At 44.8% G+C, this 16,741-nt stretch carries 17 protein-coding genes; 12 read left to right on the forward strand and 5 right to left on the reverse strand.

Features of this window, described 5'->3' with window-relative positions:
* Positions 1–86: 86 nt before the first annotated feature.
* The 12 genes from J2T19_RS02725 (at position 87) to J2T19_RS02780 (ending at position 11,769) form a co-directional block, all read left to right on the forward strand.
* Positions 87–740 carry a redox-sensing transcriptional repressor Rex gene (locus J2T19_RS02725; protein WP_056696791.1) on the forward strand — a complete coding sequence of 218 codons (654 nt, stop codon included), beginning with the start codon at positions 87–89 and terminating at the stop codon, positions 738–740.
* On the forward strand, positions 727–2,031 hold the full coding sequence (locus J2T19_RS02730) for an amidohydrolase (RefSeq protein ID WP_307212895.1): 1,305 nt from the start codon (positions 727–729) through the stop codon (positions 2,029–2,031). The genes J2T19_RS02725 and J2T19_RS02730 overlap by 14 nt, the downstream gene beginning before the upstream one ends.
* Before the next feature lie 35 nt (positions 2,032–2,066).
* Complete coding sequence (locus J2T19_RS02735) at positions 2,067–2,594, forward strand: hypothetical protein (RefSeq protein WP_307212897.1); 528 nt, start codon at positions 2,067–2,069, stop codon at positions 2,592–2,594.
* A 334-nt stretch (positions 2,595–2,928) separates the two neighbouring features.
* On the forward strand, positions 2,929–3,456 hold the full coding sequence (locus tag J2T19_RS02740) for a hypothetical protein (RefSeq protein WP_128102519.1): 528 nt from the start codon (positions 2,929–2,931) through the stop codon (positions 3,454–3,456).
* Positions 3,449–4,951: an AAA family ATPase gene (locus J2T19_RS02745; RefSeq protein WP_145047442.1), complete on the forward strand. Its 1,503-nt coding sequence runs from the start codon at positions 3,449–3,451 to the stop codon at positions 4,949–4,951. The genes J2T19_RS02740 and J2T19_RS02745 overlap by 8 nt, the downstream gene beginning before the upstream one ends.
* A 133-nt stretch (positions 4,952–5,084) precedes the next feature.
* Positions 5,085–5,957, forward strand: coding sequence for a 3-hydroxyacyl-CoA dehydrogenase family protein (locus J2T19_RS02750; protein WP_056696803.1), 873 nt, complete (start codon positions 5,085–5,087; stop codon positions 5,955–5,957).
* Positions 5,954–7,159 (forward strand): acetate kinase, encoded by a 1,206-nt coding sequence (locus tag J2T19_RS02755; protein ID WP_307212901.1) that lies wholly within the window; start codon positions 5,954–5,956, stop codon positions 7,157–7,159. The genes J2T19_RS02750 and J2T19_RS02755 overlap by 4 nt, the downstream gene beginning before the upstream one ends.
* Before the next feature lie 101 nt (positions 7,160–7,260).
* The gene (asnS, locus tag J2T19_RS02760; RefSeq protein WP_056696807.1) at positions 7,261–8,556 is read left to right on the forward strand and encodes an asparagine--tRNA ligase; all 1,296 of its coding nucleotides are present in this window, start codon (positions 7,261–7,263) and stop codon (positions 8,554–8,556) included.
* A gap of 17 nt (positions 8,557–8,573) precedes the next feature.
* Positions 8,574–9,275 carry a DnaD domain protein gene (locus J2T19_RS02765; protein ID WP_370874790.1) on the forward strand — a complete coding sequence of 234 codons (702 nt, stop codon included), beginning with the start codon at positions 8,574–8,576 and terminating at the stop codon, positions 9,273–9,275.
* A gap of 260 nt (positions 9,276–9,535) precedes the next feature.
* Positions 9,536–10,027: an RNA polymerase sigma factor gene (locus J2T19_RS02770; RefSeq protein ID WP_235540567.1), complete on the forward strand. Its 492-nt coding sequence runs from the start codon at positions 9,536–9,538 to the stop codon at positions 10,025–10,027.
* Positions 10,020–10,466, forward strand: a complete 447-nt coding sequence (locus J2T19_RS02775) for a hypothetical protein (RefSeq protein WP_307212908.1) — start codon at positions 10,020–10,022, stop codon at positions 10,464–10,466. Before J2T19_RS02770 ends, J2T19_RS02775 begins: the two co-directional genes overlap by 8 nt.
* Before the next feature lie 28 nt (positions 10,467–10,494).
* Entirely contained in the window at positions 10,495–11,769 is a 1,275-nt protein-coding gene (locus J2T19_RS02780; RefSeq protein WP_370874774.1) for a multi-tm2 domain protein, read from the forward strand.
* A gap of 251 nt (positions 11,770–12,020) precedes the next feature.
* Here J2T19_RS02780 and J2T19_RS02785 read toward each other — a convergent pair whose 3' ends face one another.
* Genes J2T19_RS02785 through J2T19_RS02805 form a run of 5 tightly spaced genes read right to left on the reverse strand, consistent with a single transcriptional unit; the run spans position 12,021 to position 16,715 of the window.
* Complete coding sequence (locus J2T19_RS02785) at positions 12,021–12,674, reverse strand: methylthioribulose 1-phosphate dehydratase (protein WP_307212913.1); 654 nt, start codon at positions 12,672–12,674, stop codon at positions 12,021–12,023.
* 2 nt (positions 12,675–12,676) lie between these two features.
* Positions 12,677–13,354 (reverse strand): 2-hydroxy-3-keto-5-methylthiopentenyl-1-phosphate phosphatase, encoded by a 678-nt coding sequence (locus J2T19_RS02790; RefSeq protein ID WP_307212914.1) that lies wholly within the window; start codon positions 13,352–13,354, stop codon positions 12,677–12,679.
* Positions 13,351–14,574: a 2,3-diketo-5-methylthiopentyl-1-phosphate enolase gene (locus tag J2T19_RS02795; protein ID WP_307212916.1), complete on the reverse strand. Its 1,224-nt coding sequence runs from the start codon at positions 14,572–14,574 to the stop codon at positions 13,351–13,353. The genes J2T19_RS02790 and J2T19_RS02795 overlap by 4 nt, the downstream gene beginning before the upstream one ends.
* Positions 14,567–15,433 (reverse strand): pyrroline-5-carboxylate reductase, encoded by an 867-nt coding sequence (gene proC / locus J2T19_RS02800; protein ID WP_307212918.1) that lies wholly within the window; start codon positions 15,431–15,433, stop codon positions 14,567–14,569. Before proC ends, J2T19_RS02795 begins: the two co-directional genes overlap by 8 nt.
* Before the next feature lie 34 nt (positions 15,434–15,467).
* A complete protein-coding gene (locus J2T19_RS02805; protein ID WP_307212919.1) occupies positions 15,468–16,715 on the reverse strand; it encodes a glutamate-5-semialdehyde dehydrogenase in 1,248 nt (415 codons plus the stop codon).
* Between the last annotated feature and the right edge of the window lie 26 nt (positions 16,716–16,741).

Genomic DNA, 16,741 nt, shown 5'->3' on the forward strand with positions numbered 1-16,741 from the left:
CACGTAAACCGTGATTTTGTATGGCATGCAGGGGTGCCTCCTATTTAATCTATCTAAGGGTCACATTGGTAAAGGGGAGTAAACGAATGAAATCAGATAAAATATCAGAAGCTGTCGTGCGGCGTTTGCCAGTTTACTTGCGTTATTTGAGTGAATTGAGTCAACGTGAGGTTACTACGGTTTCTTCTCAAGAACTAGGACTGCGCTTGGATCTTAATCCAGCTCAGATCCGAAAGGATCTAGCCTATTTTGGTGATTTTGGTCGCAAAGGCATTGGCTATGACGTTTCCTACTTGATCGAGAAAATTCGGCACATCCTGAAGATCGATCAGCAAATCAACGTGGCATTGGTTGGTGCGGGTAATCTTGGACACGCCTTGTCTAATTACAATGCATACTTGAAAGACAACATGAAGATTGTTGCCGTATTTGATGCATACGGTCCCAAGATTGGTACTCAGATTAATAGCTTGAAAGTTCAACCAATGAATGAATTATCAGAGTCTGTCCAAAAGGATAATATTCGTATCGGCATAATTACAGTTCCAGATACAGAAGCTCAGAATGTAGCTGATCAACTGGTTGAGTCGGGTATTGAGGCTATACTTAATTTTGCACCAACGATCTTGAAAACGCCGCCGCATATTCGCATTCACCATGCTGACTTTACGACGGATCTACTCAGCCTTGCTTATTACCTGGAGAATGGAAAGGACGACGAGGAAGATGACGACAAATAAATGGGTTATTCATAACGGCAAATTTGCTGTAAATAGTGGTTTGGAATGGAAAGTCGTTCAAGGTTATATGGTTGTGGAAAATGATAAGATTGTGCATATTGGTGAGACGCTGCCGGAAGGGGACGAGAGCCTGCCCAAAGTAGATGGAAAAGGACTTCTTTTCCTACCGGGTCTGATCAATACGCATGGTCATGCAGCAATGTCACTTCTAAGAGGACATGGAGATGATCTAGCGCTGCAGGTATGGTTACAGGAAAAAATGTGGCCTATGGAAGCTAAAATGACGGCTGAAGATGTATACTGGGGATCATCCCTATCCGTGTTAGAAATGCTCAAAGGCGGAACTACGGCTTTCCTCGATATGTATGATCATATGGATCAAGTGGCAAAAGTGGTAGAACAATCCGGTATTCGTGCTTCTCTGGCTCGCGGAGTTATTGGTCTGTGTTCAGAAGAAGAGCAGATGCGTAAGTTGGAAGAATCGGCTGCATTTGCCCGTGAGTGGCATGGACAAGCGGATGGCCGCATCACAACGGTTATCTCACCGCACGCTCCATACACTTGTCCGCCAGAATACATAGAGAAGCTTGTTCAAGTTGCACACGACTTGAATCTGCCTCTGCATACACACATGTCAGAAACGATCCGAGAAGTGGAGCAAAATGTGACGGATTATGGACTTCGTCCTGTTGCTCATCTGGAGAAACTGGGATTCTTCTCCCGTCCTTCCCTTGTTGCTCATGCCGTACACCTGAATGACGAAGAAATTGAAATTTTGGCTCGCAATCATGTTGCAGTTTCCCATAATCCGGGCAGTAACTTGAAGCTTGCTTCAGGTGTCGCTCGTGTACCGGATCTTCTAAAAGCTGGTGTAATGGTATCCTTGGGAACCGATGGCCCTGCAAGCAACAACAACCTGGATATGTTTGAAGAGATGAGATTGGCCGCTCTGATTCATAAAGGCGTATCGGGTGATCCGACGGCTGTACCAGCCGGAGAAGCTCTTCTGTTAGGAACGGCTTATGGCGCCAAATCTATTTTCTTAGATGACACAGGGCTATTAGAAGTGGGGATGAAGGCAGATTTTATCGCCCTTAACATTGAACAAGCTCATTTCTATCCGCATACGGATCTAATCTCACATACCATCTATTCGGCTTCAGCGAAAGACGTGGAGCATGTATGGGTGGATGGTAAACAAGTGATTAAACACGGCGAATGTCTCACGATGGACGAAGAGCGCATCTTGCGTGAGTCTCAATCGGCATTTGATGGTTTGCTTGCCCGTTAATGATGCAGCGTTTTAGAGGAAAGGAAGTTCGGCTTTTGAAGAGAAAAAAGAAGTGGATCTGGATATCGTTGCTGGTTCTAGTTCTGCTCCTGTTTGGACTTCAACGTTATTATGTCTATGTCACTCAGGATCAGCGCAATGAAGAAGCTATGGCTATTGAAGCTGCACAGCAGCAAGACATTACGTTCACTCAAGATATTCGTAAATATGTCTGGGGCGGTAAAGAGGGCGAAGACAACATTTATTGGACCTTTCTAGGTAAAAATAAAGACAAGCAGGATGTTCTCGTATGGGTGAAGTTCGACAATACAAATAAGCCGGTAACAGGCTCTGATGTAGTGCACAGTGAACTGGTTCAGAATGGCATGTCTGAAACTCAGATTCGCAATCGATTTAGCTCAGAGGTACCGGGTGGAGAAATAAAGCGTATTATGCCTGGTGTCGTGAACGGAATCTACGTATGGCAAGTATATTACAATGACGATACCCACAATTATTATCGTTTCTATCGATTTAGCAATGGGGAACAGGTAGATTTAGTCTACACATTACCAAATAGCTAGCCTACTCTACAATTGGCCACATTACTTCCTTGTAATGAAGTCTAACTCGTATAGTACGATAAAACACCAAAGTACCGGCAGATGATAGCAGACTGCACGGTTCTTTGGTGTTTTTGTCATTCTATTGGATTTGAATAGTTAAAATTAATAATTTATTCATATTTTAGCCTTCGAAATTGTATATACGATGTGATATACTCAGATATGTATTCAACATTACATGATGAATAAACAAAACAAATAAATCCTGTTTAATTACGACACAGGACTTTGGTTGCCAATTTATTGACGCCTACAGGCTATAGTATAGGCCAAATTTGGGAGGGAAACTCATTTGAAGCTAAAAGTATTACCGATTGCTTTAACTGTCGTCATTTCTGCCGTCCTGTTGTTTGGAGGTTGGTTTGTGTATCGCCAAGTGGCCATGCAGAATCCGATCGAAAAAATGATTACCCAGTATGATGGAGTCAATGATGTTCAGTTAACTATTAACCGCAATAGCGTACAAATGAAACTTGATCTTGAGCCAGACGTTGATTTGGGGAGATTAGTTCAATATATTCACAAAGAAGGCCAGACACTTATTGGCAATCGCGCTCTTAAACTCGATGTCATCGATCACTCTAACGAGGCTTTGGAGAACTGGTGGGGCGATGCAATGTTTACCGTAGCTCAAGCGATGGAAAACAAACAGTATACCGAGATCACACCAACGCTGTCTAAGATGGCTACCAATGGAATTAAAGTAAATACCGCTATGGATGATAACAACGTATACGTCAGTCTCCGAGATGGAGACGCAAGCAAGTTTATTATTCTACCACGTGTGCCAGGACAGATAGGAGTGTGGCCAAATGCCTAAGTGGACTAAAGAAGTTGTAATTGGATTTGTTCCAGTGCTAATTATCTTTCTTGCTTTTGTAGGTGTAAATATCATCCCAATTTTGTTTGCTGTATTGTTGGTCGGCGGATTGTTGTTCATGATGCAGATGCGTGGTGGCATTACCGTTGGAGCAAGTCAAGAGCGTAAACGGAAGAAAAAAGGGCCATCCAAGCTGACATTTGAAGAAATTGGTGGTCAGGATAGTGCCAAGCAAGAACTACGAGAAGCGCTCGATTTTCTTATCCGGCATGAAGAAATTCAAAAATTCGGGATTCGCCCGCTGAAAGGTATTTTGCTTACAGGGCCTCCGGGAACAGGTAAAACCTTAATGGCGAAAGCTGCCGCTCACTATACAGATTCCGTGTTTGTCGCTGCATCAGGTAGTGAATTTGTGGAAATGTATGTCGGCGTCGGTGCGGGTAGAATTCGTGATTTGTTCCGTGATGCAAGAACACGTGCAACGAAAGAAAATAAAGAAAATGCTATTATTTTTATCGACGAGATTGATGTCATTGGTGGTAAGCGTGAAGGTGGACAACAACGTGAGTACGACCAAACGTTGAACCAGCTTCTGACTGAAATGGATGGAATCTATTCATCGGAAACACCTCGAATCTTAGTGATTGCTGCAACAAACCGTAAAGAAATGTTAGACAGTGCATTGACTCGTCCGGGACGTTTTGACCGTCATATTCAGGTGGATATGCCTGATAAGAAGGGTAGAAAGCACATCTTGGAATTGCATGCAGTTAATAAGCCTATAATGACGGATGTAAGCCTTGAGAAGACGGCTGAAGAGTCTTATGGGTTCTCTGGAGCACAACTTGAAAGTGTGATGAATGAAGCTGCGATTTACGCGATGAGAGATGGATTGTCCAGTATTGAACAGCGCCATCTGTCGATGGCAATTGACAAAGTTATGATGGGTGAGAAGACCGATCGTGAGTCCACTGTTGAAGAAAAGAAACGGGTAGCTATTCACGAATTGGGACATGCCATTATGGCGGAGTTAGTTCGTCCTGGTAGTGTTAGTCAGGTAGCGCTCAGTCCCCGTGGACAGGCTCTTGGTTATGTACGTCACAATCCACAACAAGAACAGTATTTATATACCAAACGTTTCTTGGAAGAGCAGATTATGATTGCCCTTGGTGGTGCGGCTGCAGAGGAAATGTATTACGGTGGTCGTAGTACGGGATCGCGCAATGACTTTGAACAAGCGACAAATGTTGTACAGACGATGATGGCTTCTGGTCTGACATCGCTCGGTATTGTGAATATGGACATGGTTACTACCGAAGAGTTGATGCGTGAGAATAAAGTCATTTTGCAGGAGCTTATGAACCAAACGAAACGATTGCTTGAAGAGCAACGGACAATATTCGACAACTCTCTGGATACCTTGATGAGAGAGGAAGTGTTGTCTGGGGAGCAATTTCGTTGTCAATTTCGTGACAGCGCCCTTTTACCGGCATAATTTATTTATGTCGGTTATTTTTTTTTACATTTCAGTCGTGCTAAGATATTATTATATGTTGGGTCGAAATTTGTAATTTTCGGCGAACAGGGTACAATAGAGAAATAGAGAACCGAAAGGATGGAACAGAACCATGTTTTTTAAAAAAATAGGAGTTGTCGGCGGCGGTACGATGGGGCAAGGTATTTCCCAAATGCTCGCAGCCAAAGGACTTGATGTGCTTCTGGTGGAGCATACAACGGAGAAGCTTGATTATGCCTATAATATGATCGAGACCAACTTGGATAAACAACTAGAGAAATGGGCAATTACGAAGGCAGAGAAAAAACTGATCCTTTCCCGGATTAACAAAGTTGCTCACTTGGCGGAACTGGGTTCTTGCGATATGGTCATTGAGACGATCACGGAAGACCTAGAAGCTAAAAAAGCAGTGTTTAGCCAACTGGATCAAGTTTGCCCAAGTAATGTTATTCTTGCAAGTAATACATCCACGCTGAGTTTGACCGAGCTTGCAAGCTCGACCAAGTACCCAGAGCGTGTTATTGGTATGCACTTTATTCACCCGGTATCCCGGGTTGATCTTGTTGAAATTATTCGTGGCTTGAAGACGTCTGATTCCACATTTGATGAGACTAGACGTTTTGTTGAAGAAGTGGCTGACAAAAAAGGCGTTATGATTTATGAATCCCCAGGATTCGTTACATCACGTTTGATCTGCCTTCTGATTAATGAAGCACTGCATGTATTGCAAGAAGGTGTTGCTTCTGCTGAAGACATCGATGATGCAATGCGTATCGGATATAACTTCCAGCATGGCCCACTTGAGATGGCTGACCGTTTCGGACTTGATTCCGTTGAAGCAGCACTCGAAAGAATGTTCCGTGAATTCGGGGAATTGAAATATCGTCCTTCGACTGTCCTGAAGAAAATGGTACGTGCAGGACACTTGGGTGTCAAAACGGGCGAAGGATTCTTCAAGTACGACAAGGATGGTGACAGACTGTGAAAGTATTAGTAATCAACGCGGGGAGCTCCTCGCTCAAATATCAATTGTATAATATGACAGACGAGTCCGTACTCGCAAAAGGTCTTGTTGAGCGGATCGGAATGGACTCCTCCATTCTTACACACAAGCCAACAGGTCGCGAAGACGTGACTGAAGTTAGCGAAATTCTGGAGCATACTACTGCAATTCGTAAAGTTATCGATATGCTGACAGACAAAGAAAACGGCGTATTAGGTTCCGTAGACGAAATTCAAGCTGTGGGACACCGCGTTGTTCATGGTGGTGAAGCATTTAAAGAATCTGCTTTAGTTGATGATGTAGCGAAAGCTGAGATTCGCCGTCTATTCGACCTCGCACCGCTTCATAACCCTGCAGCGATGATGGGTATTCGTGCGGCTGAATTGAATATGCCAGGCGTTCCTCAAGTTATGGTCTTTGATACAGCATTCCATCAAACAATGCCTGAAAAAGCCTATCTGTATGCAATTCCGCGTGTACTTTACAAAAAATATAAAGTTCGTCGCTATGGAGCGCACGGTACTTCCCATGATTATGTAAGTAAAGCAGCAGCAGAATATCTGGATCGTCCGCTCCAAGACCTGAAAATTATCACTTGTCACGTAGGTAACGGTGGTAGTGTAACAGCAGTTAAAGGTGGTCTTTCTGTAGATACGTCCATGGGTATGACTCCGCTCGAAGGTTTGATGATGGGAACACGTAGTGGTGACCTTGACCCAGCAATCGTGCCTTATGTAATGAACAAGGAAGAACTGAGCGTAAGTGAAGTAAACTCCATGTTGAACAAGCACAGTGGATTGCTGGCGATCTCTGGGATCAGCAGTGACATGCGGGAGATTACAGAAGGTATGGAGAATGGCGATGCTAACTCCACACTGGCTTTCGAGATGTACGAGTATCGTCTGCGTAAATACATTGGTTCATATGCAGCAGCAATGAACGGTGTAGACGTAATCGTCTTTACAGCAGGTGTAGGTGAGAACTCCGTTGTTCTGCGCCAAAAAGTATGTGAGCAATTGACGTACCTAGGTGTTGAACTAGACGAAGCTTTGAATGCGATCCGTTCCGGCGAACCACGCCGCATCACAACGAGCAATTCCAAAGTGGATGTTCTTGTTGTGCCAACGAACGAAGAATTGGTGATTGCAAGAGATACACACCGAATCGTATTGAATTCTCAGTAATCTAATTGTAAAGTGAATATAGCATGACAAGGAAGTGCAGGGGACAGGCATAAGCCTGCCCGCTGCATTTTCAAATTCAGCACTAAGGGAGAGATATGGGCATGAGCACGGAGTGTGTAATTCGTAACGTGAATGAACATGTAGGCGAGACCGTAAAGATCGGCGCATGGATTAACAACAAACGTTCCAGCGGCAAAATTCAATTTTTGCAATTGCGTGATGGAACCGGATATATTCAAGGGGTTGTCGTAAAAAGTGAAGTAAGCGAAGAGATCTGGAATGCGGCAAAGAGTCTTACCCAAGAGAGCTCGCTCTATGTTACAGGTATTATTCGTGAAGAGCCGCGCAGTAACTCCGGCTACGAAATGACAGTTACTGATGTCGAAATTATTCATCTCACGGAGAACTATCCAATTACGCCTAAAGAGCACGGTGTTGACTTCTTGATGGATCATCGTCATCTGTGGCTACGTTCGACTAAACAACGTGCAGTTATGGTGATTCGTGCAGAGATCATCCGCGCTGTTCAGCAGTTTTTTGATGGTAACGGATTCACACAGGTTGATCCACCAATTCTGACACCATCCTCTGCAGAGGGTACTACGAATTTGTTCCACATTAAGTACTTTGACGAAGATGCATACCTGACTCAAAGTGGACAGTTGTACATGGAAGCAGCAGCAATGGCACTTGGCAAGGTGTATTCCTTTGGACCTACGTTCCGCGCAGAAAAATCCAAAACGCGTCGTCATTTGATTGAATTTTGGATGATTGAGCCGGAAATGGCGTTTGTAGACCATGAAGAGAGCTTGCGAGTACAAGAGAAGTTTATTGCTCATGTTGTACAATCTGTGGTGAAGAACTGCCGTGCAGAGCTCGAATCAATTGGACGTGATGTTAGCAAGCTTGAAGGCATTGTCGCACCATTCCCACGCATCACATATGATGAGGCGATTGAGTTCCTGAATGGACAAGGCTTCGATATCCCTTGGGGAGAGGACTTCGGCGCACCACACGAAACAGCGATTGCTGAGAAGTATGATACACCGGTATTCATCACACACTACCCAGCAGGCATCAAAGCATTCTACATGAAGCCTGACCCGAATCGACCTGAAGTTGTTCTTTGTGCAGATATGATTGCACCAGAAGGTTATGGAGAGATCATCGGAGGTTCGCAACGGATTGATGATCCAGAACTGATGAAACAACGCTTTGATGAGCACCAGCTTTCGGATGAAGCATATCAATGGTACTTGGATTTGCGTAAATACGGATCGGTACCTCATTCTGGTTTCGGTCTGGGATTGGAGCGGACGGTAGCTTGGATCTGTGGATTGGATCATGTACGCGAAACGATTGCATTCCCTCGTATGCTCTATCGTTTGTATCCTTAATGCTTAACCGTGAGTCTATGGAAGATACCGGCTCCAAAGCATGGATCAATGGAGCAGCTTATGGGATGACATCGGGAACAGCGCAGCTTCCTTATGCATTATTGCGCTATTATCATCAGTTAGGTCTATCCGATGCAGAGGTGCTCTTGCTCATTCAACTTCTGGGCTTTCAACAGGCAGAATTCAATGAGTTTCCTACCTTGGAAGAGCTCGGTGGTCGTATGGGACTACCCCCAGAAGGCATTGCAAGAATGCTGCAACGCTTGATGAAGGATGGATATGTTGCCATTGATGAGCACCGAGATGAGGAACGTGATATTCAGTACGAACGTTATGACCTGCATGGGCTGTTTGCACGATTAGCGACTTGTGTAGCTGAGGATGTTGCCGCTATACAGAAACAACAGCTGGAACATAACGCGCGTTCGAATTCGAACAGTGTTCAAATAGAAGAGGAAGAGCGTAATATGTTTTCCATTTTCGAAAAAGAATTCGGACGTCCGCTTTCACCCATGGAATGTGAAACGATCTCCAGTTGGTTGGATCAGGATCGGTATCAAGAAGAATTAATTCTGATGGCGCTGAAAGAGGCTGTATTTGCAGGCAAAGTCCATTTCCGATACATTGATCGAATCTTGCTTGAATGGAGTCGTAATCGAGTGAAGTCGGTTCAAGACGCCAAAGCGTATACGCAACGTTTTCGTAGTGGTGGTCGTTAATTCAACATATAGAAGTATCTCTATTCAGAAAATCAGACAGGCCAGATGTTATTCTGTGCCTGTCTTTTTATTGTGATATGATTCAGGATGGAAATTCCGCTTTTCAGGCGAAAGGCAACTATGTTAATAAAAAAATAAAATAATATGCAGGGGCAGAGTGAAGCTTTGTCGTCTAATGTAATGGAGAGGAGGGGAGAGTTATTGATGAAGCGCGCATAATTGAACGAATCCGTGAAGGAGACACATCCCAGGTTCGCTTGTTGATCGATAAGTATAGCCAGCATGTATACCACGTGGCGTACTCGGTACTACGAAACGATCAAGAAGCTCAGGATGCAGCTCAGGAAGCGTTCATACAGATGTACAAATCTCTCCCTGATTACCGATCCGAAGGCTTCAAAACATGGCTTACCCGCATTGCGTTTCATAAAGCAATTGATGCCAAGCGTAAGCTCGGCAGACGAAGCAATGAAGATCTAGGTGGAGAAGAGAGAATCCATCACTTACCTGGACGAGAAGAAGATGTCCTTACAAGGCTTATTCGAGAAGAACGTAAGGAAGCTCTGCGAGCGCGAATTAGCCAGTTGCCTGCTCAGCATCGTGATATCATCACGGCATATTATTTAAAAGAGAAAAATTATGAGCAAATTGCCCACGATGCCCAAGTGGCTGTGAAAACAGTAGAGTCCCGATTATATCGTGCACGGCAGTGGATACGAAATCATTGGAAGGAGGATGAGTGGCGTGAATAAATCAGGTGTATATACCGTTCAGGAATGGTCCGAGTATATAGAAGGTCGAATCCCTCCCAACCAATCACTGTATATGGAACAAGCACTTATAGACAATCCAGACGAAATGCACAATTATCTAGAAGCTCTCGATGTTCATGGAGAATTGCCTTCCTTGAATGATCCAACGGGCTTTGCCGACTCGATCATGCATCAGATTAATCGAATGCAACCGTCCAATGTCCGGCCTCTACCACGTTCGCATCGTTACCGCTGGCTTGAACATAAAGTATTTCATTACGCTGTGGCAGCCTGCCTGACGCTGATTTTCCTATCATCGGGGTTGTTTGACAAGGTAGCTCCTTATCATCTTCAGGATGGTGAGCATGGCGGATCATTTACAGAGAAATGGACGGAGGCAGCTACGTCGTGGCTGGATAACTTCAAACCCAAACCATAAATTAGTTCGTATTGCCTGAAAAGAAAGGATGACGTTTGTGCAATCAGATCGTAATAAATTACTCGCATTTCTACTAAATATGATCCCTGGGCTTGGATTCTTATATTGGAGAAGACCTATTCGGGCAGTCGTTTACCCGCTTCTCTTTTTTGGAACACTTGTCGGTTTCTTCATGTTGGGTATTGTATTGTCAGAACAGGATTTGGTAATCTTTGGTGCTGTGGCATCCGTATTCTTCTGGGGGATAAGCATGCTTGATATGATTATCGTGCTATTAAGTTCGACAAGCTATCGAGAAGAACAGTATAAAGGATATAGGGCACCTTACGGCCGAGTAAGTGACTCTTATCATGACCAAAGGGTAGATTCGCTTGAGCCGAACGAAAGCCATGCAGAACACGTCTATGAGGGATATGATCGTCCTGAAGGGGCATATGGTAATCCGATGTATCGCAAAGGTACTGAAGGTGAACGATTCTTCACGATACTCCTTTCATTTATTCCTGGACTTGGACATCTTCATATGGGGCTGTTGCACCGAGGACTATCATTCTTAATTGCTTTCTTTGGATCCTTTGCAATGATGGTTTTTGTAGCATCTATTACGAATGAAGAGAACTTCTTAATGTTCCTGCTCATTCTACCTGTCATTTGGGTGTACTGTATGTTTGATGCGGTACAGCATATTCATCGCAAGCAAGCAGGTGAGGTAATAGAAGACCGCACGCTGTTTGAAGAGTTGGAAATGGGAAGAGTAAATGGGCGACGTAGCAGAATGTTAGCAACGCTGTTGTCAGCATTCCCGGGCGCTGGGCATCTCTACTTAGGTTTACAAAAAAGAGGTATGCAGCTCATGTTTTTGTTCCTGGGCAGTATATACATTCTAGATTTGCTTCGTTTATCCGTATTTTTATTTATGATTCCACTCATCTGGTTCTATAGCTTCTTTGACGGTCTTCAATGCTCAAGCCGATATGGGCGGGAACCGTTAGAGGATCATCCCATCTTCAAGGATTGGGCGCGCCATCAACGACTGATTGGGTTCGGAATTGCAGCACTAGGCTTGTACTACTTAGCGATTCGTCTTATTATTCCGCAACTCAGTGAGATGTTCCCCAATGTATTCTTGACGTACGAGATTCGATCCTATCTGAATACGATGATCATCTCGCTATTACTTATCGTTGGAGGATTGAAGCTACTCTTTGGGAAGCAACGTCCGATCAAGAGTGGAAATGGCAAAAATCCCGACGATGAACTCGACAGTCTATTCTTGTTCAAAGATCGTGAAGATCGATCCTAAATCAAAAACACGCCATAGTTCCTCATTGGAACATCGGCGTGTTTTATGTTTTTTGAAGCGAAACGTTCGTCTGAAAGCTTTCTCCAAGAAAGCTACATCGGAAGCATACGCTATCCGCGGATTTTCCCCTTTGTCATAGGGAGCAAAAAAACCTGGGGATAACAGCGATCGAAATGTTGCTCTGTCATTGTAGTGGTCAGTGTAAAAAAGATTAGTTCAATCTATATAGCTTAATCAAAATCATCTACTAATTACGATGTAGCCCCTTTAAGCAATAGCTGACGATACATTACTTCGAACAAAAATTCGAAGGCTTCCAGATGTCTTTTGGCTTCAAAAGCATCCTTACCCCACGCATAAATACCGTGATTACGCAGCAAGATACCCGGCACTTTGGCATCAAGCACATCTAGAACCAATTCAGCAATTGAAGGAATATCAGCAAAGTTAGGCAGAATGGGTACACGAATCTCCGCATTTTCTTCCCAAATGTTGAATGCTTTGATCAATTCGATTCCTTGGATTGGCACTTGGCCATCAGCGCCGAAGAATTCACTAATTAGATTGTTATACACGGTATGTACGTGGAATACCGCACCGCAACCTGTTAAGCGGTAGATTTCGCAGTGGATTAGCGTTTCTGCACTGGGCTTAAGGTTTGTTGTTTCAATCGCTTTACCTTGCTTGTCCACGAACAGGAAATCTTCTGGCGTGCGCAGAGATTTATCTTTACCGGAAGCTGTTACTGCAAAATAAAACTGTTCTGGATCAAAATCACCAACACGCATGGACAAGTTTCCACTTGTACCTGGGAACCAGTTACGGCTGGCAAACAGTGCTTTAACATCCGCTAGTTCTTCGAGAACTTGACGTTTGTGTTCCAAAGTAATTTTCTCAAACCCCATCTTTACAGCACTCCTTGTGTTTGCTTCTGTTTCATATCTTCGATGATATCGTAAAAGGTAGTGAACGGCACATGATCGACACCAAGTTCAATACATTTATCCGTCAAAATAGAACGGGAATAGACCAGATCAGCAATTTTGGCACCTTCAAAATCAGTAAGGCTATCGCCAATCAGAATTCGATTATATTGATCTGCCGGGAAGGTACGGATGACCGTAGTTTTGCACATACCGCAGCCATTCTCGCAAGGGGGCTGGCAAGGATGCGGCCATTCAATCCGAATGGTTTCACCTGTAAAATCCGCTCCGTTACAATACACATGATCCTGCGGGATATCAAATGGTGCGAGCAAAGGTTCGATGAAAAAGTCCATGCCTCCACTGGTCACATTGAATTCAATGCCTTCACGGCGAACAAATTCTAGAAATTCGCTGAAGCCTTCACGAATACCGGCTTGTCCAAGCACAAATTCCACAATCTCATTTTTTTGTGAGGAGGGCAGGAGGGCGAACATTGCCCCAACACCTTCACGTAACGTTATTTTTTGTTCAACGGTATCTTTCATAATAGCCTCAATACCAGGAGGATTGAATTTTTTCATAATGGCAACAATATTGTCCGAAAGTGTAATAGTTCCATCAAAATCACAGAAAATGACGGTTTGTTTATCACTTCTCATCGTTCACCACCCCATAGATCCAATGCACTTTTGAGCTCTGGATGCTCCAATGCATGTTGTGCCAGAGGAATCGAACGCTGCGATGCCTCGATTGCCTGCAAGAACGCACGTCCACCAGCTTCAGTGCCCATAGGATGTCCATGAATGCCTCCGCCAGCATTTACAATCACATCGGTACCGAAATCCCGCAGAATCAGCGGTACAAGGCCAGGATGTATTCCTGCTGAAGGCACAGGCATGCTTGCACGCACAGGAAGTTCTGTCGACTGCAATTGTTCAGTAATCGCCATATTCTCTTCTTTTGGCATCGTTACTGAGCCATATGGAGATGGGAACAAGACGATGTCTGCACCCGCAAGTCGCATCAGTTGGCCAAGTAAGACAGAAGCGGAGATACCGTAATGTGGAGATGGATACATCGCGCCAGCAAGGGCTGGATGAGCCATAATTGGCACTTTGATATCCGGGTCGCTGCTAAGCTCATGTAGAACGTCATATCCGTAGGCTAATACGTTAAATAATAAGGCATTGGCGCCGGCGTTAATGGCACGTTCAGCCTGTTTTTTCAGTTGTGAGGTCGAACCGGTCAGATTCGCTGCATAGAGCAGTTTCTTTCCCGTTTCCTGACGAGCCTGTTCGGCTGCTTTCATGCAGACCTCGACTCTTTTTTCGATCGGAGTTAGTTTGTTTTCAAACAGAATTTCATCATCTTTGATGAGATCAACGCCACCGAGTGCTTGACGGACAAACTGCTCACGTAACTCGTCCGCATCAAGTCCGATAACGGATTTGAAAATACTCATTAACAGTGGACGATCATGTACACCAAGTAGATCACGAACACCGTTTAGTCCAAATTTAGGGCCAGGGAATGCACTCAGGAAGTTGTCAGAGAAGCCAAGACGTGTAAGCTTAATGCGCCCATCCATTGAAATTTTGCCAAATACGGTTACAAGCAGAGCTGGAATATCTCGACTAAAGTTCACATCGGGATAACCAATCGTGATATCAGCATAACGCTCACCAGAAGACATACCTTCAGGTTCATGCACCTCAACCTTAATGACTTCACCTAGATGCTTCTGCATCGCTTCGCGTTTGGCCTGTGGTAATTCAGTCCAACTGCCAACAGTCATACCAACGGCAATAGATTCTGCTTTTTTGCGGAAATCTGCGTGATCGTCATGTAGGCGATATGTAGCAGTACACATATTATTCATTTTTTAAATCTCCTTCCAAAGCAGCCCCCATTTCCCGTGAGCGCTCTGCACAACGGTTAACGGCTGCAATTACATTTTCAAAGAAGTCGCCTTCGTCGAGCTTCTTCAGTGCAGCTTGAGTTGCACCTCCAGGAGACGTAACATCACTGCGAAGCTTCATTGGCTCCAGTCCGGTCTGCTGAACCATTCGGGAAGCACCAAGCACCGTCTGAACGGTTAGATCACGTGACTGCTGGCTGGATAAGCCGCCTCGAATACCCGCAGCGATCATAGCCTCCATTAAATAGTATACATAAGCCGGGCCACTTCCCGAAATCCCTGTAAGAATCTCTAACTTATCCTCAGGCACAATGGTCACGATCCCGACAGCTTCAAACATGGTCATGACCGTGCTGCGTTGCTCATCTGTAATTTCGTTTGAGAAGGCAAGTCCAGTTGCGCCAAGTCCAATCGTACTTGATGTATTTGGCATTGTACGAGCGATAGGCTGTTTACGTCCAAGGAGCGTCTGCATCGTACGTATGGATAATCCAGCAATGACGGATACGATCAGTTGATCTGGTGACAAAAGAGGACCCAATTCTTTCAGAGCAGCAGCAGCATCCTTAGGTTTCATGGCCAATACAATAACGGGAGAACCCGAGAGAATCTCTTGGGAGTGTGCCGCAGTTCCAGTATGTACTGCGTAACGACTGCTGAGTTCCTCCTGACGTTTCTGGTTGCTGCGGTTCAGCATCGTAATGTCCTGTGGACGTACGACAAGGCGGGAGATTAGACCGCGTACGATCGCTTCTGCCATCGCACCTGCTCCGTGGAAAGTGATTTTCTGTTGTAATAACGTCTGTTGTTCTTGACTCATGATTATCGTCCTCCTAAATAACTAAACTGCGAACTTATTGACGGATCTGACCATCGCCAGTAATGCGATATTTGGTTGATGTAAGTGCAGGCAATCCCATTGGACCACGTGCATGTAACTTTTGTGTACTGATACCTATTTCGGCTCCATAACCAAACTCGAAGCCGTCTGTGAAACGGGTAGAAGCATTATGATACACGGCTGCTGCATCAACATCATGCAAGAAACGCTCAGCGTTTTCTGTATTCGCCGTTACGATACATTCGGAATGCTTGGTGCCGTATTGAGCAATGTGCTGCATAGCTTCCTCCAGGCCGGATACAACACGGATATTCAAAATGTAGTCGTTATACTCAGTCGCGTAGTCTTCTTCGCTAACGGGTTGGGCAGAAGGGACAATACGTCGCACAGCATCGCAACCTTTCAATCGCACGTTAAGCTCACGGAATTGTTCCGCAATGGTTGCGAGATGTTGCTCTGCGAAAGCAGCGTGTACTAATAGAGTTTCCATTGAGTTACATACGGATGGACGTTGCGCTTTGGCATTAATCGCAATCTCTGCTGCCATTACCGGATCGGCTGATTCATCCACGTAGGTATGGCAGATGCCTGCCCCCGTTTCAATGACTGGAACTGTCGCATTCGCAACTACATTTTGAATGAGTGAAGCTCCGCCGCGGGGAATAATAACATCCAGCAGTCCATTCAGTTTAAGCATCTCATCCACAGACGAACGATTGGCATCTTCCACAAGCTGTAGGGCGTCTGGAGGTAAATCTGTCTTTGCCAATGCCTCATGTAATACCTCAACAATTTTGCGATTGGAGGAGAGGGCAGAGGATCCGCCGCGAAGTAGAACTGCATTGCCAGTCTTGAGGCATAACCCTGCAGCATCTACTGTAACATTAGGCCGTGCTTCATAGATAATACCAATCAGCCCGATCGGTACTCTTAACTTATGAATGTGCAAACCATCTGGACGCGTAAAGGTTTCAAGAACTTCACCCACAGGGTCAGGCAGATCCACAATCTGACGAAGTCCCTCTGCGATTCCCGCAATTCGTTCTTGATTTAACGCTAATCGGTCAAGCATAGATTCTGGTGTTCCTTGTTGTCTACCGCGCTCCAGATCCTCACCATTTGCAGTAATAATGATATCTGACTTCTCCAGGAGAGCATCTGCCATGGCAAGTAGAGCTGTATTTTTTTGTTCTGTAGTCAGTCGGTTCAATTGTGGAACTACGGCTTGTGCCTGAATGGCCTTTCGTCTTACTTCACTCATTGTTTTTTCCTCCCATTGCTGATTCG

Source organism: Paenibacillus tundrae (genome assembly GCF_030812775.1).
Lineage (GTDB): Bacteria > Bacillota > Bacilli > Paenibacillales > Paenibacillaceae > Paenibacillus > Paenibacillus tundrae_A.

Coding starts and splice junctions, on each gene's coding strand:
- J2T19_RS02725 (WP_056696791.1), top strand. CDS start 87: ATGAAATCAGATAAAATATCAGAAGCTGTCGTGCGGCGTTTGCCAGTT.
- J2T19_RS02730 (WP_307212895.1), top strand. CDS start 727: ATGACGACAAATAAATGGGTTATTCATAACGGCAAATTTGCTGTAAAT.
- J2T19_RS02745 (WP_145047442.1), top strand. CDS start 3,449: ATGCCTAAGTGGACTAAAGAAGTTGTAATTGGATTTGTTCCAGTGCTA.
- J2T19_RS02750 (WP_056696803.1), top strand. CDS start 5,085: ATGTTTTTTAAAAAAATAGGAGTTGTCGGCGGCGGTACGATGGGGCAA.
- asnS (WP_056696807.1), top strand. CDS start 7,261: ATGAGCACGGAGTGTGTAATTCGTAACGTGAATGAACATGTAGGCGAG.
- J2T19_RS02765 (WP_370874790.1), top strand. CDS start 8,574: ATGGAAGATACCGGCTCCAAAGCATGGATCAATGGAGCAGCTTATGGG.
- J2T19_RS02780 (WP_370874774.1), top strand. CDS start 10,495: ATGACGTTTGTGCAATCAGATCGTAATAAATTACTCGCATTTCTACTA.
- J2T19_RS02785 (WP_307212913.1), bottom strand. CDS start 12,674: ATGGGGTTTGAGAAAATTACTTTGGAACACAAACGTCAAGTTCTCGAA.
- J2T19_RS02790 (WP_307212914.1), bottom strand. CDS start 13,354: ATGAGAAGTGATAAACAAACCGTCATTTTCTGTGATTTTGATGGAACT.
- J2T19_RS02795 (WP_307212916.1), bottom strand. CDS start 14,574: ATGAATAATATGTGTACTGCTACATATCGCCTACATGACGATCACGCA.
- proC (WP_307212918.1), bottom strand. CDS start 15,433: ATGAGTCAAGAACAACAGACGTTATTACAACAGAAAATCACTTTCCAC.
- J2T19_RS02805 (WP_307212919.1), bottom strand. CDS start 16,715: ATGAGTGAAGTAAGACGAAAGGCCATTCAGGCACAAGCCGTAGTTCCA.